Source organism: Delftia lacustris (assembly GCF_040267515.1).
Taxonomy (GTDB): domain Bacteria; phylum Pseudomonadota; class Gammaproteobacteria; order Burkholderiales; family Burkholderiaceae_C; genus Comamonas; species Comamonas tsuruhatensis.
This window is the reverse complement of the sequence record NZ_CP141274.1, coordinates 2,532,127-2,556,854: the sequence shown is the minus strand read 5'-3', so window position 1 is coordinate 2,556,854 and position 24,728 is coordinate 2,532,127. Positions and strand designations below refer to the sequence as shown.

At 68.9% G+C, this 24,728-nt stretch carries 23 protein-coding genes; 5 read left to right on the top strand and 18 right to left on the bottom strand.

Annotation, left to right across the window (positions count from 1 at the left end; translation table 11 throughout):
• Position 1: 1 nt before the first annotated feature.
• Genes U6958_RS13065 through U6958_RS13055 form a run of 3 tightly spaced genes read right to left on the bottom strand, consistent with a single transcriptional unit; the run spans position 2 to position 3,727 of the window.
• Positions 2-1,216 carry an ABC transporter permease gene (locus U6958_RS13065; RefSeq protein WP_074923493.1) on the bottom strand — a complete coding sequence of 405 codons (1,215 nt, stop codon included), beginning with the start codon at positions 1,214-1,216 and terminating at the stop codon, positions 2-4.
• Positions 1,217-1,229: 13 nt separating this feature from the next.
• Positions 1,230-2,279 carry an HlyD family secretion protein gene (locus U6958_RS13060; protein WP_074923492.1) on the bottom strand — a complete coding sequence of 350 codons (1,050 nt, stop codon included), beginning with the start codon at positions 2,277-2,279 and terminating at the stop codon, positions 1,230-1,232.
• Entirely contained in the window at positions 2,276-3,727 is a 1,452-nt protein-coding gene (locus U6958_RS13055; protein WP_016448247.1) for a TolC family protein, read from the bottom strand. Before U6958_RS13055 ends, U6958_RS13060 begins: the two co-directional genes overlap by 4 nt.
• A 283-nt stretch (positions 3,728-4,010) precedes the next feature.
• Between U6958_RS13055 and argA the strand changes: the two genes are divergently transcribed.
• Positions 4,011-5,357 (top strand): amino-acid N-acetyltransferase, encoded by a 1,347-nt coding sequence (argA, locus tag U6958_RS13050; RefSeq protein WP_012206372.1) that lies wholly within the window; start codon positions 4,011-4,013, stop codon positions 5,355-5,357.
• Between the two features lie 172 nt (positions 5,358-5,529).
• On the opposite strand, the gene bla is transcribed toward argA, so the two are convergent.
• The gene (gene bla, locus U6958_RS13045; protein ID WP_012206373.1) at positions 5,530-6,441 is read right to left on the bottom strand and encodes a class A beta-lactamase; all 912 of its coding nucleotides are present in this window, start codon (positions 6,439-6,441) and stop codon (positions 5,530-5,532) included.
• Between the two features lie 110 nt (positions 6,442-6,551).
• Here bla and U6958_RS13040 point away from each other — a divergent pair, with 110 nt between their 5' ends.
• The 3 genes from U6958_RS13040 (at position 6,552) to U6958_RS13030 (ending at position 8,941) form a co-directional block, all read left to right on the top strand.
• Positions 6,552-7,409 (top strand): LysR family transcriptional regulator, encoded by an 858-nt coding sequence (locus U6958_RS13040; protein ID WP_012206374.1) that lies wholly within the window; start codon positions 6,552-6,554, stop codon positions 7,407-7,409.
• A gap of 92 nt (positions 7,410-7,501) precedes the next feature.
• On the top strand, positions 7,502-8,173 hold the full coding sequence (locus tag U6958_RS13035) for a glutathione S-transferase (protein WP_074923491.1): 672 nt from the start codon (positions 7,502-7,504) through the stop codon (positions 8,171-8,173).
• Between the two features lie 120 nt (positions 8,174-8,293).
• The gene (locus tag U6958_RS13030; RefSeq protein WP_016453272.1) at positions 8,294-8,941 is read left to right on the top strand and encodes a LysE family translocator; all 648 of its coding nucleotides are present in this window, start codon (positions 8,294-8,296) and stop codon (positions 8,939-8,941) included.
• A 35-nt stretch (positions 8,942-8,976) separates the two neighbouring features.
• On the opposite strand, the gene U6958_RS13025 is transcribed toward U6958_RS13030, so the two are convergent.
• The 7 genes from U6958_RS13025 to rpiB all read right to left on the bottom strand — a co-directional run bounded on the left by U6958_RS13025 (position 8,977) and on the right by rpiB (position 16,036).
• Positions 8,977-9,933, bottom strand: coding sequence for a sugar-binding transcriptional regulator (locus U6958_RS13025; protein ID WP_012206377.1), 957 nt, complete (start codon positions 9,931-9,933; stop codon positions 8,977-8,979).
• Positions 9,934-9,978: 45 nt separating this feature from the next.
• Positions 9,979-11,100: an alcohol dehydrogenase catalytic domain-containing protein gene (locus U6958_RS13020; RefSeq protein ID WP_074923490.1), complete on the bottom strand. Its 1,122-nt coding sequence runs from the start codon at positions 11,098-11,100 to the stop codon at positions 9,979-9,981.
• A 48-nt stretch (positions 11,101-11,148) separates the two neighbouring features.
• Positions 11,149-12,129: an ABC transporter permease gene (locus U6958_RS13015; protein ID WP_012206379.1), complete on the bottom strand. Its 981-nt coding sequence runs from the start codon at positions 12,127-12,129 to the stop codon at positions 11,149-11,151.
• Between the two features lie 48 nt (positions 12,130-12,177).
• Entirely contained in the window at positions 12,178-12,942 is a 765-nt protein-coding gene (locus tag U6958_RS13010) for a GolD/DthD family dehydrogenase (protein ID WP_074923489.1), read from the bottom strand.
• Positions 12,939-13,994, bottom strand: a complete 1,056-nt coding sequence (locus U6958_RS13005; RefSeq protein WP_074923504.1) for a substrate-binding domain-containing protein — start codon at positions 13,992-13,994, stop codon at positions 12,939-12,941. The genes U6958_RS13010 and U6958_RS13005 overlap by 4 nt, the downstream gene beginning before the upstream one ends.
• Before the next feature lie 63 nt (positions 13,995-14,057).
• Positions 14,058-15,560, bottom strand: a complete 1,503-nt coding sequence (locus tag U6958_RS13000) for a sugar ABC transporter ATP-binding protein (protein ID WP_016453277.1) — start codon at positions 15,558-15,560, stop codon at positions 14,058-14,060.
• A 2-nt stretch (positions 15,561-15,562) separates the two neighbouring features.
• Complete coding sequence (gene rpiB / locus U6958_RS12995; protein WP_012206383.1) at positions 15,563-16,036, bottom strand: ribose 5-phosphate isomerase B; 474 nt, start codon at positions 16,034-16,036, stop codon at positions 15,563-15,565.
• 294 nt (positions 16,037-16,330) lie between these two features.
• On the opposite strand from rpiB, the gene dhaL reads away from it, so the two are divergent.
• Entirely contained in the window at positions 16,331-18,139 is a 1,809-nt protein-coding gene (gene dhaL, locus U6958_RS12990) for a dihydroxyacetone kinase subunit DhaL (protein WP_074923488.1), read from the top strand.
• Between the two features lie 3 nt (positions 18,140-18,142).
• Here the strand turns inward: dhaL and U6958_RS12985 are convergent, their stop codons facing one another.
• The 7 genes from U6958_RS12985 to U6958_RS12955 form a co-directional block, all read right to left on the bottom strand.
• Positions 18,143-18,649 carry a disulfide bond formation protein B gene (locus U6958_RS12985; RefSeq protein ID WP_016453280.1) on the bottom strand — a complete coding sequence of 169 codons (507 nt, stop codon included), beginning with the start codon at positions 18,647-18,649 and terminating at the stop codon, positions 18,143-18,145.
• Between the two features lie 98 nt (positions 18,650-18,747).
• Positions 18,748-19,875: a sulfate/molybdate ABC transporter ATP-binding protein gene (locus tag U6958_RS12980; protein WP_016448258.1), complete on the bottom strand. Its 1,128-nt coding sequence runs from the start codon at positions 19,873-19,875 to the stop codon at positions 18,748-18,750.
• A 36-nt stretch (positions 19,876-19,911) separates the two neighbouring features.
• Positions 19,912-20,910, bottom strand: a complete 999-nt coding sequence (cysW, locus tag U6958_RS12975) for a sulfate ABC transporter permease subunit CysW (RefSeq protein WP_016453281.1) — start codon at positions 20,908-20,910, stop codon at positions 19,912-19,914.
• Position 20,911: 1 nt separating this feature from the next.
• The gene (gene cysT / locus U6958_RS12970; RefSeq protein ID WP_013801696.1) at positions 20,912-21,817 is read right to left on the bottom strand and encodes a sulfate ABC transporter permease subunit CysT; all 906 of its coding nucleotides are present in this window, start codon (positions 21,815-21,817) and stop codon (positions 20,912-20,914) included.
• A gap of 74 nt (positions 21,818-21,891) precedes the next feature.
• Positions 21,892-22,893 (bottom strand): sulfate ABC transporter substrate-binding protein, encoded by a 1,002-nt coding sequence (locus U6958_RS12965; protein WP_026062880.1) that lies wholly within the window; start codon positions 22,891-22,893, stop codon positions 21,892-21,894.
• A 157-nt stretch (positions 22,894-23,050) separates the two neighbouring features.
• Entirely contained in the window at positions 23,051-23,686 is a 636-nt protein-coding gene (locus U6958_RS12960) for an alpha/beta hydrolase (protein WP_016448261.1), read from the bottom strand.
• Positions 23,687-23,796: 110 nt separating this feature from the next.
• The gene (locus U6958_RS12955; protein WP_016448262.1) at positions 23,797-24,726 is read right to left on the bottom strand and encodes a LysR family transcriptional regulator; all 930 of its coding nucleotides are present in this window, start codon (positions 24,724-24,726) and stop codon (positions 23,797-23,799) included.
• Positions 24,727-24,728 lie beyond the last annotated feature (2 nt).

Genomic DNA, 24,728 nt, shown 5'->3' with positions numbered 1-24,728 from the left:
CTCAGCGCCCTCCCCATTTGTCGGGGCGGGAAAGGCCGCGCGCCAGGCCTGCCGTGGCCAGCAGCAGCAACACCAGCGCGGCCAGCAATAGCCCGGCCACCACGGGCAGGCTCTGCACGATGGGCGCGCCCATCTGCAACTGCTCTATCTGCAGCCGCGCATAGTGGGTATAGGGCATGGACAGGGCCCAGGCACGCGCCGAATCCGGCATAGCCAGCAGCGGAAAGCCCACGCCGCTGAACGCAAAGGCCGGCGCCGACAGCAGGCCCGCCCCCGAAAGCGCCGTGCGCAGCGACAGCGTGAGCGCCGCCAGCAGCGCCCCCGCCGCCAGGCTCACGGCGATCAGCAGCAGCAGGGCCAGCGCCACCCAGGCCAGGCTGGCAGCGCCCTGCCCCGGATGCCAGCCCCGTCCGGCCGTGAGCCACAGCATGGCCAGCGTACCGCCCAGGCCCAGGCTGGCCCAGGACAGCGCCAGCTTGCCTGCCAAGGCGCCCGCAATGGCGCTCCAGCCGGGCTTTGCCGGGCCCGCAGCCTCGGCCATCCACTGGCCCAGGTTGCGGTCGCGCAGCTCGCGCCCCACGGACCAGGCGCCGGCCGTCATGCCCAGGATGTGCAGCAGCGCGGGAATCAGCGCCGCCGCCAGGAACTGTTCGTAATTGGTGGAGATGTTGAACAGCGACACCAGGTTGGTGCGTATGGGCTCCATGCGCACGCGCAGCGCCTGGGCCGGGTCGCCGCGCTTGGCACGGGCCTGCATTTCCACGCCGGCCGACAGCGTTCCCACCACCTGGCGCAGGTCGCGCTGGATCAGGCTGGAATGCGTGGCCAGCTGGGCGTTGTGCATGAGCACCACGTCGGCCCCCTGGCCCCGCTTGATGTCGCGCGCAAAGCCGGGCGGGATCTGCACCACGGCGTAGGCATTCATGGACTGCAGCGCCCATTGCGCCTCCGAGGCATTGAGCGCCTGCGACTGCACGGCCAGGCCCGGCGTGGCGTCCAGCATGCGCACCAGTTGGCGCGACAGGGCGCTGTGGTCCTGGTCCCAGACGGCGACGGGCAGGCGCTGGACCAGGCCTGCCGAGAAGATCCAGACCATGAGCAGCAGCGCCAGCAGCGGCACCCAGCTGACCATGGCCAGGTCCCAGGGCCGTCCGCGCAGCAGACGCCATTCGCGCCGCAGGCTGGCGGCAAAGGCCGTGGGCGGGTTCGCGCTCACTGCCGCCGGCCGCTCAACGGCCGCCTTCCACGACCACGCTCATGCCGGGCCGCGCGCCTGCAATGGGCTGCTGCGGCCGCGCGCGGACCTCGAAGGTGCGCGCATCGAAGCCTTGGCCGGCGCGCGTGGCGCGCCAGGTGGCGAAGTCGGGCAGCACCCCCAGGTAGTAGACCTCGAAGCCGGCCTCGCGGTTGTCCAGGCCCGGCAGGCGGCCGGTGAAACGGCTGCCCTGGGCAAAGCGTGCAAGCTGGTCCTCGCGCACATTGAGCACCACCCACTGGTCGGTCAGGTCCACCACGGTGACCACGGCCACGCCCTGCGGGGACAGCTCGCCCTGGCGGGCCAGCACCTGGACCACCTCGCCGCCCACGGGGCTGCGCAGCTCAGTCTCGGCACGCGCGGCCTCCACCTCGGCGACCACGCCCTGCACCTGGCGTGCCTGGGCCTGGGCAGCGCTGCGATCCTCCTGGCGCGCGCCCGAAGCCGCCATTTCATATTGCGCGCGCGCAGCCAGCGCCTGGTCGCGCGAGGCGCGCCAGTTGGCATCGGCTTCATCGCGTTTCTGGGCCGCAACCAGTCCCTGGTCGAAGAGGCTTTGCACGCGGCGCAGCGAGGTCTGGGCCAGGTCGGCGGCCGTCTGGGCGCGCTGCCAGTTCAGGCGCGCCATCTGCACTTCCTGCGGGCGTGCGCCGGCCTGCGCCTTGTCGGCCTGGGCCTGGGCGGCATCGCGCGCGGCCTCGGCCTGGGCCAGCTTGGCGCGCACCTCGGGGCTGTCCATCTCCACCAGCAGATCGCCGGGCTGGATCTTCTGGCCTTCGGTGACCCGCACCTTGGCGATGCGCGCCGTGACCTTGGGCGCGATGTCGGTCTCGCGTGCCTCCATCTGGCCCTGGAAATACAGGGGGGCGGGCTGCGCCGCACGCCAAAAGCCCCAGGCCACGAGCAGCAGCACGGCCAGCACGATGGCCAGGGCCAGCCAGGGGCGCCTGCGCCCCGGGGGCACGGGCGCGGGGCCGGGTGCTTCGGTGGCGCTGCGGGGATGGTCGGGCGTGGCTGTGCTCATGGTGCGTCGGGTGGGATCTGTATGTCGGCCTGGGCCATGAATCGGTCGAATTCCTCGCTCTGGCCCGTGCTCTCCAGCAGTGCGGCCAGGGCCTGCACATACTGGTTGGCCAGTTCGGCACGCTGGGTCTGGACCTTGGCGAGATTGAGGCTGGCATCGATCAGGTCCAGCGTGGTGCTGGTGCCTTCCCGCAGGCCGGCCTCGCGCAGCCGCAGCAGCTCGCGCGCAAGATCCTCCTGGGCCTGCTGGGCCTGGTACTGGCGGCGCGCCTGCTCCACGCCCAGCCAGTTCTTCTCGACCAGCAGCGCGATGTCGCTGAGCGCCTGGGCTTGGGTCAGCTCGGCCTGCTCGATCTTGCGCTGCGAGGAGGCGGCCAGCGCATCGCGGTCGATGCTGTCCCACAGCGTCCAGCGCACGGCCACGCCTGCCACCCAGTTGGGCTTGCCGCTGGTGTTGACCTCGCGCGAACCGAAGGCCAGCAGCTGCGGCCGGCGCAGCGCCTCCTGGGCATCGTGCAGGGACTCGGCCTGGCGCTTCTTGGCCTGGACCTTGTCCAGACCCGGATGGTGCGACTGGGCCGCGGCGACAAAGCCGTCCAGCGGCGGCAAAGGCCGGCTGCTGACGAACAGCGGCGTACTGGGCAGCACCTGCCGCTGCGCCTTGACCGTGCGCGCCAGCGCCGCTGCGGCCAGGTCTGCGTCGTCGCGCGATTTGCGCGCCTGCTGCTCGGCGTCGGCCAGCGCGGCACGGGCCTGCAGGCGCTCCAGCCGGGAGATCACGCCCGCCTTGAGCATGCTTTGCGCGGCCGCGTCATGCACGCGCACGCCCTCAAGCGCACGCTCGCGCAGCCGTGCGGCCCGCTCGGCCAGCTGGGCGCCGAAGTAGCGCTGCACCAGCAGCGAATGCAGGGCGTGGCTGCTGCTGGCCGCATCGGCCAGGGCTTCGTCGGTGGCAGCGTCCAGGCCACTGCGCACCGCATCGGACAGGCCGCCCAGGTACAGCGGCCAGACCAGGGACAGGCTGGCCGAGGCATTCGTGCTCTTGCGCTGCAAGGCATAGGAGGTGGGCAGTTGCGGCAGCGAGGGAATGGCCGGCCCCACCGAGGGCGGCAGCTGGCCGAGGACGCCGTCCAGGGTGCGCCGCGCAGGATCGAGATCGATGTCGGCATTGGCCGAGTAGCGGTAGCCCAGGCCCGTGATGGCCACGGAAGGCCCGCCCAGCCCCTGCGTACCCTGGCGTCTGAGCCGCGCGCTTTCCACGGCCTTGGCCGAGGCGGCCAGTTGGTCGGAGCCTTGCAGCAGCGCCTGGCGGGCCTGCACGAAGCTCATCGCGGCGGCAGCCTGGGAGGCCGGAGCCTCCCCTGCCGCCTGGGCTGCCCCTGCGACCATGCCCAGCGCCGCCAGCCACGGCACAAGGCGCGCGGGCCGCGCAAGCAACGGAAAAAACATGGAAGCGCTCAATGGCATGAATGGGGGCGCCTTGCGTGGTTCACCGATGGTGGCGAAGCTTACACGGGCTTGCAGGCGGGCCCCCGTCGGACAAGGTCCTGTGCCTTGTGCCCCCGGCACTGTGCAGCAGGGCCGATTTGCGTGGCGTTCCATCCCATTTCTGTGCGCAGGTGCCGCGCCATGCCGCTACACTGGCGCCTGCCTGCGCGAGCATGTCCTGGCGGACCTGTCCGCAGGCCTTTTTTTTCTGCCCGGCATCGGCCCGATGCCCCGACTGACCACCATGTCCACCGTCTTCAACTTCACCTTCGTCCCCTGGTTCCGGTCCGTGGCTCCCTATATCCACAAGTTCCGACACCAGACCTTTGTGGTGGGACTGACGGGCGAGGCCATCGCATCGGGCAAGCTCAGCTCCATCGTCCAGGACCTGGCCATGATCCAGGCCATGGGCGTGAAGATCGTGCTGGTCCATGGCTTCCGTCCCCAGGTCAACGAACAGCTTGCCGCCAAGGGCCATGAGGCCCAGTACTCGCGCGGCGTGCGCATCACCGACTCCGTGGCGCTGGACTGCGCCCAGGAAGCCGCTGGCCAGCTGCGCTATGAGATCGAGGCCGCCTTCAGCCAGGGCCTGCCCAATACGCCCATGGCGGGGGCACGGGTGCGGGTGATCTCGGGCAACTTCCTCACGGCGCGGCCCGTGGGCATCGTGGACGGCGTGGATTTCAAGCATTCGGGCCTGGTGCGCAAGGTCGATGTCAGCGGCATCCGCAGCGCACTGGACATGGATGCCATGGTGCTGATGTCGCCCTTCGGCTTCTCGCCCACCGGCGAGGCCTTCAACCTGAGCATGGAAGAGGTGGCCACGCGCGTGGCCATCGAGCTGAAGGCCGACAAGCTGATCTTCATGACCGAGGTGCCGGGCATCCGCATGGACCCCACGGGCCCGGCCGACGAGACCAACCCCATCGACACCGAGCTGCCGCTGGCCACGGCCCGCCGCATGCTGGCCGAGCTGCCCACGCCCGAGCAGCCCACGGACACGGGCTTTTACCTGCAGCACTGCGTGCATGCCTGCGAGCACGGCGTGGAGCGCAGCCACATCCTGCCCTTCGCCATCGACGGCGCCCTGCTGCTGGAGATCTATGTGCACGACGGCATCGGCACCATGATCATCGACGAGAAGCTGGAAGAACTGCGCGAGGCCACGCCCGACGACGTGGCCGGCATCATCCAGCTGATCGAGCCCTTCGAGAAGGACGGCACCCTGGTCAAGCGCAGCCGCACCGAGATCGAGCGCGACATCGCCCACTACACCATCATCGAACACGATGGCGTGATCTTCGGCTGCGCCGCGCTCTACCCCTATCCCAGCGCCAGGACGGCCGAGATGGCGGCCGTCACCGTCTCGCCCAAGAGCCAGGGCACGGGCGATGGCGAGAAGCTGCTCAAGCGCATAGAGCAGCGCGCCAAGGCCCAGGGCCTGGACAGCCTGTTCGTGCTGACCACGCGCACCATGCACTGGTTCATCAAGCGCGGCTTCCAGCCCGTGGACCCCGACTGGCTGCCCGAGGCGCGCAAGGCCAAGTACAACTGGGACCGCAAAAGTCAGGTCCTGGTCAAGAAGTTGTAACCCCCTGAGGCGCTGTGCGCCTTCCCCCTCACGAGGGGGGCATACGGGCGGCCGGCGACACCCTCGGTGCGGGGGCGGCGCGGCCGGCCCAGGCCCTTCCTCGGTGTCTCTCGTCTTCAGGCCGCGCCAATTTTTTTGAAATCGCCCAAATCAAGCGACATGGTGGCGCAACTCAGCCTTGCACTGCTGCCTGCCAGCGTGCGGCCGCCTTGCCGGCCGCTGCCAGCGCCGCATCGCGCTGCGGCGCGTCGGCCGGGCATTCGGTGAGGTAGCCCGTCACCAGCAGCGGTGCGCTTTGCGGCGTGGGCCAGGCGATGACGGCATCGTTGGCCGTGCCGCGATCGCCGGTGCCCGTCTTTCCACCCACGCGCCAGCCGGCCGGCATGCCCGCGCGCAGGCGCTTGTCGCCCGTGCGGCTGGCCACCAGCCACTGCTGCAGCAGCGCGCGGCCATGGCCGTCCAGCACCGATCCCAGCAGCAGGCGCTGCATGCTTTGCACCATGGCCAGGGGCGTGGTGGTGTCGCGCTCGTCGCCGGGCAGGCCTTCGTTGAGCTCGGGCTCCATGCGGTCCAGGCGCGTGGTCTCGTCGCCGCTGGCGCGCAGCCACTGCGTCAGCGCCTGCGGGCCGCCGCTGGCGTCCAGCAGCAGGTTGGCGGCGGTGTTGTCGCTGAGCACCACGGCGGCCTCGCACAGCTCAGAGATGGTCATGCCGCCGCCATCGCCGGCACGCGGGCCGCTGGCCGGCGAGTAGGGAACCAGCCGGGAGCTGGCGTAGTGCACGCGGCGCGACAGGCGCTCATCGCCCTGCTGCACGCGGTCCAGCACCTGGGCGGCCAGCAGCAGCTTGAAGGTGCTGCACATGACAAAGCGCTCGTCGCCGCGGTGGTCCACGCTGGCGCCCGACTCCGCCTCCAGCACGGCCACGCCGAGCCGCCCGCCCACACTTTTCTCGATGCGCGCCAGCTCGGTCCTGAAGGCCTGGTCGGCAGCCCCCTGTTTTTTTGATGGCAGGGCGCAGCCTGCCAGCCCGGCCGCCATCCAGGCGGCCGCGCCGCCCGTCATCAGAAAATCGCGTCTTTGCATTGTTTTTCCTTTTCAGTTGCAGATCGACAAACGCAACGATAGCGCCGCGCCCAAGCTGCGACCAGCGTGAATAATTGGCAGCATCCCTTAGAAAAACTATTGGCTCCACCATGCAACTGCCCCTCAATGCCCTGCGCATGTTCGATGCGGCCGCGCGCCATCTCAACCTGACGCGGGCGGCCGACGAGCTGTGCGTGACCCAGGCCGCCGTCAGCCAGCACATCCGCAACCTGGAGGAGCGCCTGGGCAAGCCGCTGTTCCGGCGCCTGCCGCGCGGCCTGGCGCTGACCGACGAAGGCCATGCGCTGTGGCCTGCCGTGGCCGAGAGCTTTGCGCGCATAGAGCATTCGCTGCAGCAGGTGGCCGAGCCGCGCCCGCGCGAGGTCCTCACCGTGGGCGTGGTCGGCACCTTCGCCATCGGCTGGCTGATTCCCAGGCTGGGCCAGTTCCAGCAGCAGCACCCCTACATCGACCTGCGACTGCTCACGCACAACAACCGCGTGGATCTGGCCGGCGAAGGGCTGGATGCGGCCGTGCGCTTTGGCGACGGCGCCTGGCAGGGCACGCGCGCCGAACTGCTGCTGCGCGCGCCGCTGACGCCCATGTGCACCCCGGCCCTGGCCCAGCGCCTGCGCCAGCCGGCCGACCTGGCAGGGCAGACGCTGCTGCGCTCGTACCGCCTGCAGGAGTGGGAGAGCTGGTTTGCCACGCTGGACCAGAGCGCGCCGCTGGCGCGCGGGGCCATGTTCGACTCCTCGCTGACGCTGGCCGAGGCGGCCGCCCAGGGCGCGGGCGTGGCCCTGCTGCCGGCGCGCATGTTCCAGCACCTGCTGCAGCAGGGCCGGCTGGTGCGCCCCTTCGAGCAGGAGGTGGACACGGGCGCCTACTGGCTGACCCACCTGCGCTCGCGCGCACCCAGCGCGGCGCTCAAGACCTTCAGGCAATGGCTGCTGGCGCAGCTGCAATAGCCACGGACGCCCGCGGCAAGACCCGCAGGCCGCCTGACTTTGGCCCCGGCGCTATCATCTGCCGCTTTTGGCCCTAGCCCCGTCCCCGTTCCATGACCCAGACCCTGCCGGTTCTCTACTCGTTTCGCCGCTGCCCCTACGCCATCCGCGCCCGCCTGGCGCTGGCCCATGCCGGCCTGGCCTGCGAGCTGCGCGAAATCAACCTGCGCAACAAGCCGCAGGCGCTGCTCGACGCATCGCCCAAGGGCACGGTGCCCGTGCTGGTGCTGGAGGACGGCCGCGTGATCGAGCAGAGCCTGGATGTCATGCTGCACGCGCTGCGCGCCAATGACCCGGACGGCTGGCTGGCACCGACCAGCGGTTCGCTGCCGGACATGCTGGCGCTGATCGAGCGCAACGACGGCTTTTTCAAGCACGCCCTGGACCGCTGCAAGTACCCCGAGCGCTACACGGCCGAAGAGGTCAACCACGCCCAGGCCGATGCCCTGACCTGGCTGGCCGAGCTGGACGACCAGCTGGAGGCCACCGGCTACCTGTGCGGCCAGAACCCCAGCCTGGCCGACATGGCGCTGCGCCCCTTCGTGCGCCAGTACGCGCGCATCGACGAGTCGCAATGGAATGAGCAGCCCTGGCCGCACCTGCAGGCCTGGCTGCAGCGCTGGATCGACTCGGCCCTGTTCGCCGAAGTGATGGAAACCTACCCGGGCTGGGTGCCCGGCACGCGCGGCCCGGTCTTTGCCGCCGGCGGCGTGGGCAGCGACTGACGCCTGCCCGCCCCGTGTGCCCTGCCCCGTGTGCCCTGCCCCGGGTCGGCAGGGGCTGCGCAAGGCAGGCAAAGCTGGCACAGTGGCAGGCTGTTGCCAACCGCATGAGCCTTCGCCGACATGACCCTCGCCACCCTGCTCGTCTTCTCCCTGGTCGCGCTGATCGCGATCATCACCCCCGGTCCCACCGTGCTGCTGGCCCTGGCCAATGGCTCGCGCCACGGCGTGCGCCGCGCCCTGCCCGGCATGCTGGGCGCCGTGCTGTCGGACTTCGTGCTGGTCGGCGCTGTCGCGCTGGGTTTGGGCGCGCTGCTGGCGGCCTCGGAGTTCTGGTTCTCGGTGGTCAAGTGGGCGGGAGCGGCGTACCTGGCCTGGCTGGGCCTGCGCATGCTGCGCAGCCAGGGCGGATCGCTGTCGGCACCCCAGGGTGACGGCAAGGCAGAGGCCGGCGCCGACGGCTACAGCGCCCGCACCGTGCTGCTCAAGTCGTTCCTGGTCGCCGTGACCAATCCCAAGGGCTACCTGTTCTGCTCGGCCCTGCTGCCCCAGTTCATCGACCCGGCGGCCGCCCAGGCGCCGCAATACATCGCCATTGCGCTGGTGTTCGCACTCATCGATTTCCTGGTGATGCTGGCCTATGCCTTCGCCGGATCACGCGCCGCGCGGCTGCTGCGCGGGCGGGCCGTGATGTGGCTGGACCGGCTGTGCGGCGGCATGCTGCTGGCGCTGGCAGGCTCGCTGGCCTTCTACCGTCGCGCGTCGAACTAGGCGCGCCGCCCAAGAGCCGCGCCTCCCCCGCTGCGTCAGCGCGTCGTCCCCATGACATCGTCCAGCTGCAGCACGGCCGCCGCGTTGGCCGTGGTGGTGGCCAGCGTGTCGATGGCGCCGGTGCGCAGGGCTCCCAGGATGGCCGTGACCTTGCTGGATTCGGCCGCCACGGCGATGACGTTGGGTATGCGCAGCAGGTCCTCGCGGCTCAGGCCGATGACGCGGTCCTGCATGGGGGTGGCGGCCGGCTGGCCGTGGATGTCGATGAAGTCGTAGCCCATCATGTCGCCCACCGTGCCCGCGCGGCGGGCGTCCGAGATCTCCTGCGCGGAAAACCAGCCCATGCGGGCCATGTTGCTGTCCACGCTGACATCGCCCACGCCGATGAGGGCGATGTCGGCGCGGCGCGCCTTGTCCAGGGTGTGCCTGACGGTGTCGTTGTCCAGCAGCGCCTTGCGCAGTTGCGGATCGCCCACCAGGGCCGGCGCATAGAGCGATTCGGACTTGCCGCCAAAGCGCGCGGCCAGGCGGCGCGCGATGTGGTCGGCGTTCATCGCCTCCCCGCCACGGTAGGAGCCGCCGATGGCGCTGACGAAGTGGCACTCCCGCCGTGTGGCGGACAGGGCGTGCTCGGAGACCGAGGACACGTTGCGCCCCATGCCCACGGCCACGATGGAGCCGTCGACCAGGATGCGCTCCAGCTCGCTGGCCACCAGCCCTGCCAGCAGTTCGCGCTGCCGGTCGGCATCCTTGTGGTCCACCGCGATCAGCGCGCGCTTGATGTGAAAGCGCTCGGTCAGCTGCCGCTCCAGGTCGGCGGACACCAGCGAATGCGGCCGCACGCGGATCTCGACGATGCCCTCTTCCTGCGCGCGGCGCAGCAGCCGCCCGACGGTGGCGCGCGAGATGCCGAACTCCTTGGACAGTTGGTCCTGCGTGCATCCATCGACGTAGTACAGGGTCGCCAGTCGCGTCAGGTCGCTTTCAGTCAAGGGTGCCTCCAAGGGTGCCGGGAAAGGCGCGCAGTGTAGCGCCGCTCACCGGGCCTCGCCAGCGTGGGGCAGCAGCAGGACCTTGACCGAGTCCATGGAATCGGCCACCCGGATGGCGCTCTCCCAGTCCGACAGCGCATAGCGGTGGGTGACGATGCCCTCGGAGGTGACCAGCCCGCGCGCCAGCAGGTCGATGGCGATGGGGTAGCAATGGGCGCTCAGGTGGGCGCCACGCAGGTCCAGCTCCTTTTCCTCGCCGATGATGGACCAGTCCACCGTGGTCTCGCGCCCGAAGACGCTGAACTCCACGAAGCGGCCGAGCTTGCGCACCAGGTCCAGCCCCTGCGTCACGCCCGAGGGCGCGCCCGTGGTCTCTATGTACACATCGCAGCCATAGCCGTCGGTCAGTGCGTGCACGATGGCGCGGGCATCCTCGCGCGCGGGGTTGATGGTCACGTCGGCGCCGCAGCGGCGTGCCAGCGCCAGGCGCTGGTCCGACAGGTCCATGACCACCAGCCGGCGCGGCGTCTTCAGGCGCGCCACCTGGGCCATGAGCAGGCCCAGCGTGCCCGCGCCGGCGATGACCACCACATCGTCGAGCTGGATGTCGCCGCGGTTGACGGCATGGATGGCGCAGGACAGCGGCTCGGTGATGGCCGCATCCTCGAAGGCCACGCTCTCGGGAATCCGGTGCACCACGGCGCGGGCGGACAGGCGCATGTACTCGGCCATGCCGCCATCGGCCACCTGGCCCTGGAAGCCGTAGACATCGTGCACCTCGCACATCCAGCGAAAGCCGATCCTGCAATAGCGGCAGCCATGGCAGGGCACGATCTGCTCGGCGATCACCCGGTCACCCAGCTGCACGCCGTGGTGCTCCTGGGCACCCTCGCCCACCTGCACCACATGGCCCCAGAACTCGTGGCCCGCGATCACCGGCGGGCGCACATAGGCGGGGCGGCCTTTTTCCGGATCTCCCCAGAAGCGCGGCGCGCCAGCCCAGCATTTGCAGTCGCCCGCGCAAATGCCGCAGGAAGCCACGCGGATGACCAGCTCGCGCGGCCCGGCCTGCGGACGTGCGACGCGTTCGAGCCGGTAATCCCTGGGGCCGTGGCAGACCACGGCCAGCATGTTCGTATCGGCGGCGTCAGGCAGGGTGTTTTGCATGGAACTCTCCCGGGTTGCAGATGGTGGACAGGACGTGGGCGCAGCGCTTCATGCCCTGCGGCGCGAACTGTCGAGCAGCACGGCGCCGACGATGATCACGCCCTTGATCAGCTGCTGGTAGTACGAGGACACGCCCAGCAGGTTCAGCCCGTTGTTGATCACGCCGATGAGCAGGGCTCCGACGACCGTGCCGCCCAGGCTGCCCGTGCCGCCCGACAGGCTGGTGCCGCCGATCACCACGGCCGCGATGGCGTCCAGCTCGTAGGACACGCCGGCCTGCGGCAGCGCCGCCGTGGTGCGCGACGCCAGCAAAATGCCGGCCAGCCCCGCGAGCAGGCCGCTGACCACATAGACCAGCAGCACGATGGCGCGGGTGTTGATGCCGCTGGTCTTGGCGCTGCGCAGGTTGCCGCCCACGGCGTAGATGTAGCGGCCATACACGGTGTAGCGCAGCACGAAGGCGAACACCGCGACGGCAACGGCAAAGATCACGATGGGCATGGGCACGGGGCCCAGCTGGCCGGCGCCGATGGCAAGAAAGCCGTCGGGCAGCTCGGACACCGGCATGCCGTCGTTGTAGATGTAGGTCAGGCCGCGCGCCGCACTGAGCATGCCCAGCGTGGCCACGAAGGGCGGCACCGCGAACCAGGCCACCAGCAGTCCGTTGACGCCGCCCAGCAGCATGCCCACGCCCAGCCCGGCGCCCACGCTCACCGCCAGCCCCTGGCCATCGGCCGCCAGCCAGGCGCCGACCATGCCGGCCAGCGCCAGGATGGCGCCCACCGACAGGTCGATGCCCGCCGTCAGCACCACGCACGTCATGCCGATGGCCAGGATGCCGTTGATGGAGGTCTGGCGCAGGATGTCGGCCCAGTTGCCCCAGGTCATGAAATGGGGGTTGGCCAGCGCCAGCGCCGCGCACAGTGCAATCAGCGCGATGACCACGCCGTAGCGCTCGCGCAGGCTGCGCAGGTCCAGCGCGCGCCGCCCCAAGAGCGGCGGCGAAGATGCGGCTTGAAGATTCGTCATGGAGGACTCCCGCGTTGATGGAAGAAAGGCGTGGGGCCGGCAGGCCGCTCACTGGATGGAGTAGCCCCCGTCGATGACGATGTTCTCGCCCGTCAGCATGCCGGCGTGCGTACCGGCCAGGAACACGGCCAGCCGCGCCACCTCCTCGGGCTGCGCAAAGCGGCCCGTGGGAATGAGTGCGCGCATGGCCTCCCCCGCTTCACCGGCCCAGGCCTGGCGGCCCAGCGGCGTGTCCACCACGGTCGGCGAGATGGCGTTGACGGTGATGCCGTCGGACGCCCACTCCAGCGCCAGCACGCGCGTCAGCCCCACCAGGCCCGCCTTGCTGGCGCAATAGGCGGCATGGCGACTGAGCGCGACCACACTGGCCTGCGAGGCCAGGTTGATGATGCGGCCGTGGCGCTGGCGGCGCATGGCCGGGGCCACCGCCTGGGCCAGCAGCAGCGGCGCCGTGAGGTTGACGGCCAGCGTGCGCTCCCAGGCCGCCTCGCTGATTTCGCCGGCCGGCTCCAGCAGCGCCACGCCGGCGCTGTTGACCAGGATGTCGATGCGGCCCGTGGCCTCCAGCACCGTGGCCACCGCCTGCTCCACGCCCGCAGGCCTGGTCACATCCACCTCCAGCGCCAGGTGGGGCCTGGGCTCCGCCAGGCTGGCAGCGGCCACGTCCAGTGCCTGCCGCTCCAGGTCCAGCAAGGCGACGCGCGCCCCGCCCGCCGCGAGCTGCCGGGCAATCGCCAGGCCGATGCCGCCCGCGCCGCCGGTGACCAGGGCCGTGCGGCCGTCGAAGTCCCGCTCCAGGCTGTCGGCGCTCATTTGCGCACCTTCTGCAAGAAGGCGTCGGCATTGGCGGGCACGATGGCTGTCCAGGGCACCTCGTAGGATTTGGCCGTGCCATCGCCCCAGGGCATGGCCTGGGCATACTCGCTCCATACCACCGAGCGCGGCCGGTAGGACGGGCCGACTAGCTGGCGCAGCAGCACATCCAGCGCGCCCTGCGCCTGGGCCTGGGCATCCTGGAAATGGGTGGTCATCTCGCCGCGCTTGACGGCCGTGATGGCGGCGGCCACGCCGTCCACGCCCACCACCGGGATGGTCTTGATGTCGATGCCCTTGGTCTTGATGGCCTGCACCGCGCCCAGGGCCTCGTCGTCGTTCTGGGCGATCACGCCCTGGATCTGGCCCGGGAATGCGGTCAGCCAGTTCTCCATCAGTCCCATGGACTCGGCGCGCGACCAGTTGGCGGTCTTGCGCGCCAGCACCTTCACGTCCTTGTGGCGGGCCAGCACCTCGTCATTGCCGCGCGCCCGCTCGATCTGTGCCGACTGGCCTATGGGCCCCTCGATGACGACGATATTGCCCTTGCCGCCGATGGCCTTCATCAGCGCCTCGGCCTGCATGCGGCCGGCCACCACATCGTCATTGCCCACGTAGGAGGTCAGCACATCGCCCTGCACGCGCGTGTTGGAGCCCACCACGGGAATGCCGGCCTTCACCGCCTTGTGCACGGGCGCCGCGCCCGCCTTCAGGTCAATGGGCACGAAGAGGATGCCGTCGTACTTCTGCGTGATCATGGTGTCGAACTGGTTGCTCTGCGTCAGCGCGTCGTAGTTGCCATCGAACACGGTGATCTGCACCGTGCCGTCCTTCACGGCCGGATGCGCCTTCAGCTCCTTGGTCCACATCTGCATGAACTCGCCCTTGAGCCCATAGACGGCCGCGCCTATGCGGTAGGGCTTGGCCGGTGCGGGCACTGGTGCTGGTGCCGACAGCGGGGCCGGAGCCTGGGCCCGGACCTGCGCTGCGGCCAGGAACAGCCCACCGGCAAGCGCGGCGGCAAGCACGGTGGTGAAGCGGAAAAACGGCATGGTCATGTCTCCTGTGTGTTGTGAAAGGCAAGGGGAAAAACGCAGCACGGGCATCGCCCGGGCTCAGGACGCGAGGTGCATCAGCGCCTCCTGCGTGATGCCGTGGCCGGCCACCACGCGGTCAAGCCGGCCTTTGCGGAAGATGGCGATGCGGTCGCTCAGCTCCAGCAGTTCCGGCGCCTCGGAGGACACCACCACCACGGCATGGCCCTGCTCGGCCAGCGAGGCCAGGAAGGCGTACACCTCGCGCTTGGCGCCTTCGTCGATGCCGCGCGTGGGCTCGTCGCACAGCAGGCAGACGGGGTTGGTGGCCATGCAGCGGGCCAGCACCACCTTCTGCTGGTTGCCGCCGCTCAGGCCGGAGACCGGCATTGCCGGGCTGGCCAGCTTCACGCGCAGGCGCTGCAGCAGGCCGCCCACCAGCACGCGCTCTGCCGCGCCATCCACCACCCCGGCGCGCTGCAGGCCCGGCAGTGCGGGCAAGCTGGTGTTGAAGCGCACCGAGGAGCTCATCACCAGCCCCGTGGCCTTGCGGTCCTCGGTCACCAGGGCCAGGCCCGCCTTGATCGACGCCGCCGGATTGCCGCGCGGCAGGGGCCGTCCGCCCAGGCTCGCCCGCCCCTGGTCGGCGCGCGTGAGGCCGTACAGGCAGTTGAGGAATTCGCTGCGGCCCGATCCCATCAGTCCGTAGATGCCCAGCACCTCGCCGGGGGCGACGTCCAGGCTGATGTCCTCGAACTCGCCCCGGCGCGTGAGCCCCTGCACCGACAGCAGCGGCTCGCCCGGCGCCGCAGCCCTGCGCTCGCTGGCGGCAGCGCGGACCTCCCGGCCCACGATGAGCTTCACCAACTGCCGCCGGTCGATATCGGCCAGCGCGCCGGTCTGCACGAAGCCGCCATCGCGGAACACCGTGTAGCTGTCGGCAATGGTGAAGATCTCCGTCAGGCGGTGCGACACGTAGAGGATGCCGGCGCCCTGCGCTGTCACGCGGCGTATCGCGTCGAAGAGGATGGCGGTCTCGCTTTCGCCGATGGCCGAGGTGGGCTCGTCCATGATGATCAGCTCGCTTTGCCGGCTCAGGGCCTTGGCAATCTCCACCAGCTGGGTCTGCGCCAGGCTCAGGCGGCCCATCTGCGCACGCGGATCGATATCGAAGCCCAGCTGCCTGAGCAGCGCATCCGCCTGCTCCAGCAGCGCGGCATGGCGGACCACCACGCCGGCGCGCCGGGGCTCGCGGCCCAGGAAGATGTTCTCGGCCACGCTCATGCCCGGGATGGGCGACAGCTCCTGCGTGATGATGGACAGGCGGTGCGCCAGCGCCTCGTGCGGCGTGGCGAAATCCACCGGCCGGCCCTTGAGCAATATCTCGCCGGCATCGCGCCGCAACAGGCCCATCACGATGTTCAGGAAGGTGGACTTGCCTGCGCCATTGCCGCCGCACAGCGCGTGCACGCTGCCCGCCTGCAGCTCAAGGCAGCCGTTGCGCAGCGCAGGCACGCCGCCGAAGCTCTTGGCCACGCCGCGCGCCTGCAGCAGTGCGGTGCCGGTGCGGGTGCCGGTGTCCATGGTCACGCGCCCTGCCCGCGCCCGGCCGCGGCGGCCTGCGAGCGTTCGAAGCCGGTGATGGCATCCACCTTCAGGGCCGAGCTGCCGCCATCGAAGCGCGATGCGAGGAAGCGGTCCACGATGGCCTTGGCCAGTTCCACCCCGATCACGCGCGAGCCCAGCGTGATGATCTGCGCGTCGTTGCTGCGGCTGGCGCGCTCGGCCGAATAGGTGTCATGGGCCTGCGCGGCGCGGATGCCCGCCACCTTGTTGGCCGCAATGGCCATGCCTATGCCCGTGCCGCACAGGAGAACGCCGCGCTCATGGCGGCCCTGGACGATGGCCTGCGCCACCGCGATGCCGATGTCGGGGTAGAGCACCGGCTCGCCGTCGTGCGTGCCGAAGTCGGCCACTTCGTGGCCCTGGGCCAGCAGATGCTGCTTCACGGCGTTCTTGAGGTCGCAGGCGGCTTCGTCGCAGCCGATGGCCAGCTTCATGGCATCCCCTTCATTACAAAAGACCATCACATGATCATTTGATCAATGTTTTACCAGAGTCTTCTCAATCGAAGAGCAGTTGTCAAACAACGATAGCTATGTGAGCCGGCAAAATAAATACGTAACCCGTTGAATTTTCTACGAAATCCATCAAATCCTATCGTTTTCCCTTGGCTATTGAATAGCCAAAAGGCATTGACATGCCAATTTCAACAAATCAAAAATGACCACTCAATGATCATATGAACAGTCTTCGGCACACCCGCCGGGACTGCACCTGGAGGAGACAACGGCATGACGACCAACCGCGTGATCAACGACCCCGACCGGGTGGTGGAGGACATGCTCCATGGATGGATCGCCGCCCATGGCGACACCCTGCGCATCGACGAAGGCAATGCCCGCGTCGTGCGCCTGCATGGCGCGCCACGCAGGGGCAAGGTGGGCATCGTGACGGGCGGCGGGTCGGGACACGAACCGGCCTTTCTGGGCTATGTGGGCGCAGGCCTGTGCGACGCCGCCGCCGTGGGCGAGGTCTTCTCATCCCCCACGGCCAGAAGCTTCTACGACGCCATGCGCGCGGCCGATGGCGGCGCCGGCGTGGCCTGCCTGTATGGCAACTACGCGGGCGACAACATGAATGTGGCCATGGCCGTGCAGATGGCCGCGGCCGAAGGCATGGCGGTCAGGACCGTGGTGGCCAACGACGACGTGCCTTCTGCCGCGCGGGGCGACGAGGCCAGCCGCCGCGGCGTGGCCGGCGAGATCCTGATGTGGAAGGTGGCGGGCGCCCGGGCGGCCATGGGCGCCAGCCTCGACGAAGTCATCGCCATCGCCCGGCACGCCATGGCCCGCACGCGCAGCATCGGCATCGGCCTGTCGGCATGCACCATTCCCGCCGTGGGCAAGGCCAATTTCCATATCGAGCGCGGCAGCATGGAGGTGGGCATTGGCCACCATGGCGAGCCCGGCATGTCCGTGCACCCCACGACCACGGCGGCCGGGATGGCCGAGCGCATGCTGGGCGCCCTGCTGCCCGACCTGCCCTTCGCCCCGGGCGACCGCGTGGCCGTGCTGCTGTCCGGCCTGGGCGCCACGCCGCTGATGGAGCAGTACATCCTCTATGGCGAGGTCGCCCGGCGCCTGCAAGAACGCGGCATTCAGGTGGCCTTCCGGCTCGTGGGCAATCTCTTCACCTCGCTGGAGATGATGGGCATCACGCTCACGCTGATGCAGCTGGACGATGCGCTGGAAGCCTGCCTCAAGGCGCCCTGCCAGTCAGTCGCCCTGACCCTGGCCGGCGGGCTGCCGCCCCAGGCGCAGGAGGCCATTCCAACGCTGCCCTCTGTTCCGGCACGGACGCCGGCACAGGCGCAGGAACAGGCGCAGGAACAGGCACAAACCGCCCGCCCCCCAGCCGCAAGGCGCACCAGCCAAGGGCCGGCCATCGCGCTCGATGGCGCGGGCAGCATCGTGCGTGAACTGATCACGGCCATCGTCGGCCACCGGGAGTTCCTGAGCGAGATCGACGGCCTGATCGGCGATGGCGATCACGGCATCAACATGGCCAAGGGCTTTTCCGGCTGCGGCGCACGGCTCGATGCCATGGACGCCGGCCAGGCGGCGCAGCTGCCTGCGGCGCTGCAACAGCTGTCCCAGGCCTTGATGGACGATATCGGCGGCTCCATGGGCCCGCTGTACGGCAGCTTCTTCCAAGGCTTCGCCGATGTTCTTGGGCCGGAGCAGGAGATGGATGCCGCCCTGTTCGGCCAGGCGCTGGCGCGGGCCGTCGCCGATGTGCAGGAGATGGGCAAGGCCCGGGTAGGCGACAAGACCCTCATCGATACGCTGGCCCCGGCCCTGCAGGCCTACCGGCAATCGCTGCAGGCCGGCGCCGGTTTCCGCGAAGCGCTGCAGGCCATGGAGGCCGCGGCCGAAGCGGGCAAGGAATCCACGCGCCACCTGCAGGCCCGCATCGGGCGCTCGGCCCGGCTGGGGCCGCGCTCCATCGGCGTGCTGGACGCGGGCGCCACGTCCTGCTGGCTGATTCTGAGCACCCTGGCGCAGTCGCTGCAGCGGCGACTGGCGCAAGCCTCAGCCTAGGGCTCAGCGCCTGCGGGCAGCGCCGCGCACCAGCAGCACCAAAACGGCCACGCTCATGATGGCGAAGCAGATGAAGGACCAGTTGGCAATGGAGCCGCCCAGGAAGCTCCAGTCCACGGCAACGCAATCGCCCGAACCACGGAAGATCATGGGCACGGCACGGCTGATGGAGTAGTTCTCGATCATTCCGTAGAAGTCGCGCCCGCAGGTGGCGAACTCGGGCGGATACCACTGCAGCCAGCTCTGGCGCGCGGCGACGAAGGCGCCAAAGCCTGCGGCGACCAGCGCCGCGATACCCCAACCCATCAGCCAGCCGCGCCCGCCGCGTGCGCTGCCCAGGCCCGCGAAGATGGCCACGCCGATCAGCGCGTAGCGCTGCACGATGCACATCGGGCAGGGCTCCAGCCCGACCACATGCTGCAGATACATGCCGAAGGCCAGCATGGCCACGCAGGCCAGGCTGATGAGCGCCAGGATGCGGCGCGGAGCGTTGTCAAACCATTGAAGCATTCTTGTCTTTCGTCACCCGGTTGAATGAAATCAGGGCTGCGGCGCCGGCCCGGCGCTGCAGCCCTGTTCAGCGGGTGCAGGAAACCGTTGCCGCGCCGTCAGATGCCAGCCGCCTCGTCCAGGAACACCTTGGCGCGGCGCGGTGTCACCACCAGGGTTTCCCCCTCGCGCAGCGCCATGTCCCTGAACTGCTGCGCAGGAATCTGCGCCTCGATCAGGCCACCCTCTTCGGCATTGTCCGTGCTTTCGGTGCTCTCCGATGGAATAAGTTCCAGGCGCGCAATGGGCCCCACGACGATGGCGCGGGCCAGCTGCACGACGATGCCCGTGGGCCGTCCCTGGACGTCCAGGTTCTGTCCTGGCGAGTAGCGCTCCACCTCCAGATCGTGCGGGCGCACATAGGCGAAGGCCTTGCTGTCGCTGGCGCCCTTGGCATCGTGGCTGTCCAGCTGGGTGCCGTCGTCCAGGTAGACGCGGCCATCGCTGGCGCGGCCCTTGAAGAGGTTGACGTCGCCCAGGAAGCCGTAGACGAAGGGCGTGGCCGGGTTGTCCCAGACCTGCTGGGGCGTGCCTTCCTGCTCGATGCGGCCCTGGTTGATGACGACCACGCGGTCGGCCACTTCCAGTGCCTCTTCCTGGTCGTGGGTCACGAAGATGGAGGTCACATGCAGCTCGTCATGCAGGTGGCGCAACCAGCGGCGCAACTCCTTGCGCACCTTGGCATCCAAGGCGCCGAAGGGCTCGTCGAGCAGCAGCACCTTGGGCTCCACCGCCAGGGCGCGGGCCAGCGCGATGCGCTGGCGCTGGCCACCCGACAGCTGGGACGGAAAGCGGTCCGCGATCCAGTCCAGCTGCACCAGCTTGAGCAGGCTCATCACCTTGTCGCGGATCTGGGCTTCGCTGGGGCGCTGGCTGCGGGGCTTCACGCGCAGGCCGAAGGCCACGTTCTCGAACACCGTCATGTGGCGGAACAGCGCGTAGTGCTGGAACACGAATCCCACGTTGCGCTCGCGCACATGGACGTCGGTCGTGTCTTCGCCGCTGAAGTGGATGCTGCCCACGTCGGGCGTCTCCAGGCCCGCGATGATGCGCAGCAGCGTGGTCTTGCCGCAGCCCGAAGGGCCGAGCAGCGCGATGAGTTCGCCGGACTGGATGTCCAGGCTCACATCGCGCAGGGCCTGGAAATCGCCGAACTGCTTGCTGACGTTGCGTATTTCAATGCTCATGGTCTTGCTCTTGCTCTTTTCTGGTCGGGGCGGGCCTCAGGACACCTGCGGCACACGGGATGCCTGGGAAGCCGGCGTGGGGCGCTCGGGAGGCAGCTCGGCTGCGGCCTTGGCCTGGTGCTCGGCACGCCACTCGGCCACCGACTTGATGACCAGGGTCACCAGGGCCAGCAGAGCCAGCAGCGATGCGGCAGCGAAGGCGGCAACGGACTGGTACTCGTTGTAGAGGATCTCCACATGCAGCGGAATGGTGTTGGTCTGGCCACGGATGTGGCCCGAGACCACGGACACCGCGCCGAACTCGCCCATGGCGCGCGCATTGCACAAAATCACGCCGTACAGCAGGCCCCACTTGATGTTGGGCACGGTGACCTTCCAGAAGGTCTGCCAGCCCGTGGCGCCCAGCACGATGGCGGCCTGCTCCTCGTCGCTGCCCTGCGCCTGCATCAGCGGGATCAGCTCGCGCGCGATGAAGGGGAAGGTCACGAAGATGGTGGCCAGCACGATGCCGGGCACGGCGAAGATGATCTTGATGTCATGCTCGGCCAGCCAGGGGCCGAACCAGCCGTGGGCGCCGAACACCAGCACGTACATCAGGCCCGCCACCACGGGCGAGATCGAGAACGGCAGGTCGATCAGCGTGATCAGGAAGGCCTTGCCACGGAACTGGAACTTGGCAATGCACCAGGCCGCCGCCACGCCGAACACCAGGTTCACCGGCACGGCGATCAGCGCCGTGATCAGGGTCAGCTTGATGGCCGACCAGGCATCGGGCTCCTGCAGGCCGGCGACATAGGCATCCCAGCCCTTGCGCAGCGCCTCGGTGAACACGGCCGCCAGTGGCAGCACCAGGAACAGGCCGATGAAGGTCAGCGCAATGCCCGTGAGAATCCAGCGCACGGCGCGCGGCTCGGTGGTGGAGAGCTTTTCACGCCGGCCCTTCGGGGGCGCCGTGAGCCTGTACAGCACCAACACGGCGACCAGCACCGCGCCAATGATCTTGAGAAGCAATGCTTCCTGTGGAGACAACGCCATCTCAAGCCCCTCCCGAATGCTTGCGCTGCCATGCCTGCAGCGCGTTGATGACCAGCAGCATCACGAAGGAGAACAGCAGCATCACCACGGCCACGGCCGTGGCGCCTGCGTAGTCGTATTGCTCCAGCTTGCCGATGATGATCAGCGGTGTGATCTCGGAAATCATGGGCATGTTGCCCGCGATGAAGATGACCGATCCGTATTCGCCGATGGCGCGTGCAAACGCCATGGCAAAGCCCGTGAGCAGCGCGGGCGTGATGGCAGGCAGGATCACCTTGTAGAAGATCTGCCAGCGCGAGGCGCCCAGGCTGGTGGCCGCCTCTTCCAGCTCCTTCTCCGAATCCTCCAGCACCGGCTGCACCGTGCGCACGACAAAGGGCAGGCCGATGAAGATCAGCGCAATGACCACGCCGTTCGGGTTGAAGGCCAACTGGATGCCGTAGGGCTCCAGGTACTGGCCCACCCAGCCGTTGCCGGCCAGCAAAGCGGTCAGCGAAATGCCGGCCACGGCCGTGGGCAGGGCAAAGGGCAGATCGACGAGCGCATCGACGATCTTCTTGCCCGGGAACTTGTAGCGCACCAGCACCCAGGCGATCAGCAGGCCGAACACCAGGTTCACGCAGGCCGCCGCAAACGAGGCGCCAAACGTCAGCCGGTACGAGGCCAGCACGCGCGGCGAGGCCACGGCCTCCCAGAACTGGGGCCAGGTGAGCGAGAAGGTCTTGAACAGCAGTGCCGACAACGGGATCAGCACGATCAGGCTCAGATAAAACAGCGTATAGCCCAAGGTCAGCCCGAAGCCGGGCAAAACGCGCTTGGCGCCGCGCCCTTTGCGCGCCGCACCGGACGGTGCGGGCACAGGAGCGTCGGCGCCAGGCCTTGGGCTGGTCGGAACGGCAGACACCATGTTGGATTCCAAATCAGCCAGTGTGGGGAGGGGGCCTCAGGCGGACTGCGCCGCCTTCATGCCTGCTTGCGTGCTTACTTGCCGGGGACGTAGATCTTGTCGAACTGTCCGCCGTCGTTGAAGTGCACCTTCTGGGCTTCGGACAGCGAGCCGAAATACTTGGCCACGGTGAACTGCTTGATGGGCTTGAACACATCGGCATGCTTCTTGAGCACGGCCTCGGAGCGGGGGCGCAGCGCGTGCTGTGCGGCGATTTCCTGGGCCTCGTCGGAGTACAGCCAGGCCAGGTAGTCGTGCGCCAGCTGGCCCGTGCCCTTCTTGGCCACGGTGCGCTCGACCACGGCCACGGGGTTCTCGGCCACGATGGACACCGAGGGATGGACGGCATCGACCTTGCCCTTGCCGAATTCGCGCTCCACGGAAACCACTTCGGACTCGAACGTGATCAGCACGTCGCCGATGTTGCGTTGCAGGAAGATGCTGGTCGCATCGCGCCCGCCCTTGCCCAGCACGGGCACGTTCTTGTAAAGCTGCTGCACGAACTCGGCCGCCTGCGCGTCGGTGCCGCCCTTCTCGCGCACTGAACCCCAGGCCGCCAGGTAGGCGTAGCGGCCATTGCCGCCCGTCTTGGGATTGACCACCACGACCTTCACGTCGGGACGGGTCAGATCGCTCCAGTCCTTGATGTTCTTGGGGTTGCCGTTGCGCACCAGGAACAGCATGGTCGAGGTGGTGGGCGATGCGTCATTGGGGAATTTCTTGGCCCAGTCCTTGGCGACCACGCCGCTGTCGGCCAGGAACTGCACGTCGGTCGTGGTGTTGAAGGTCACCACATCGGCAGCCAGGCCGTCGTTGACGGCGCGCGCCTGGGCGCTGGAGCCGCCGTGCGACTGGTCCACCTTGATGTCCACGCCCTTGGTCTTCTTGTAGTGGGCGACGAAGGCGGCGTTGTAGTCCTTGTAGAACTCGCGCGCCACGTCGTAGGAGACGTTGAGCAGCTGGTTCTGCGCCGATACGGTTCCTGCGGCGGCCAGCGCCAGGGTGGCCAACAAAGTCTTGAGCTTCAAAGAATGCATGGTTCGCTGCCTTTTATTAGTGGACATCTCTGCGGTGGATTCACAGACAGTCACATTGTGCGAACGCTGGCTTAAAACTCAAAAGAATATATTTTTGTTTGTTAATGGCCTGCTTCCATATAAGAAGCCTGGCCCACCGTCTTCGCCAGCCGCCACCTCACAGCCCGGCGGCCCAGGGGGCGCCCGCTCCTGCCGGCACCGCTGCCCGTGCACCGGCAACGCGCGGCGCACGCACGGCAGGCCGGGGTTGCGCGGGCTGCCAGCTGTCGCCCTGCATCAACGACTGCAGCAGCGCCAGGCCCAGGGGCCAGTCGCCGAAACCCGATTCGACATTGATGTGCCCCGCGTTCTGCAGCCGCACGAACTCGCTTCCCCAGGCCCGCGCATAGGCGCCGGCCCGGCGGATCGGACAGTAGGGATCGTTGCTGCTGGCCACCAGCACGCTGCGGTAGGGCAGCGGCGCATAGGGCACGGGCGCAAAGTCGGCCAGCTGGGCACGGCGCTCGGGATCGGCCGGCGCCACCAGCAGCGCACCCTGCACGCGGGCGCTGGCCTCGGGCCCCATGTGCGCGGCCGTGATGCAGCCCAGGCTGTGGGCGGCCAGCACCACGGGCTCGGGCCGGGACAGCACCAGTTGCTCCAGCGCGGCCACCCAGGGATCGCGGTGCGGCACGAGCCAGTCGTCCTGCTCCACCCGCTCGGCATGCGGCAGCTGCTGTGCCCACAGGCTTTGCCAGTGGTCAGGGCCGGAGTTGCGCCAGCCGGGCACGATGATGATGCGGTGGGGATTCATGGGTTCTCCTGGACTGTCCATTGCTGGACATGGGCCCCGATTGTGGAGAACGCCGCCGACGATCCCAACGAACGATTTGTTGTTTTCTTATGGCGTGGCGGGGTGCAGCCTCAGCGCGCCACCGGCTCGCGCGTGGCGTGGCTGTTGCGCCCCGGCACGGTCTCTCCCAGGAAGTCCAGGAAATGCCGCACGGCCGGCGCCAGGCCGCGCCGCGAGGGGAAGACCGCATGCACGATGCCCTGCGGCGGCTCCCAGCCCGGCAGCAGATGGACCAGCCGGCCTTCGGCCAGTTCCTCGTGGCACATGTAGTCGGGCAGCCAGCACATGCCGCTGCCGGCCAGCGCCGCGAATTTCAGCGTCAGCAGGTCATCCACCACATAGCGCGGCTGCAGCTGCAGGCGTTGCTCGCGGCCTTCGGGGCCGACCAGCAGCAGGCTGGACTGGCCATCCACCGCCGACATGGACATGCTGTCCAGGTGCTGCAGGTCGGCCAGTGCACGCGGCGTGCCCTGGCGCTCCAGCAGCTCCGGGCTGGCCACGAGGATCTGGCGCGCCACATCCAGCCGCTTGACGACCATGGAGCCGCTGTCCTCCAGACTGGGGCGCACGCGCAGCGCCACGTCGATGCCCTCCTCCACCAGGTTCACGGGCCGGTTGGTCACCTGCATTTCCACATGCACCAGCGGGCAGCGCTGCAGGAACTGGGGCATGAGCTCGCCCAGCACGGTCTGGGCCAGGGTGACGGGGCAGCTCACGCGGATGGTGCCGCGCGGCTCGGTCTGCACCTCGGCCACGGTGTCGGCGGCGGCCAGGGCCGCATCGCGCATGGCCTGGCAATGGCGCAGATAGGCCTCGCCCACCTGGGTCAGCGAGAGCTTGCGCGTGGTGCGCTGCAGCAGGCGCACTCCGAGCCGGGCCTCCAGTTCGGCCACGCGCCGCGACAGCCTGGACTTGGGTATGCCCAGCGCCCGCCCGGCAGAGGCGAAGCCGCCGCGCTCCACGACCTCGGCGAAGTACAGCATGTCGTTGAGATCCATCATGT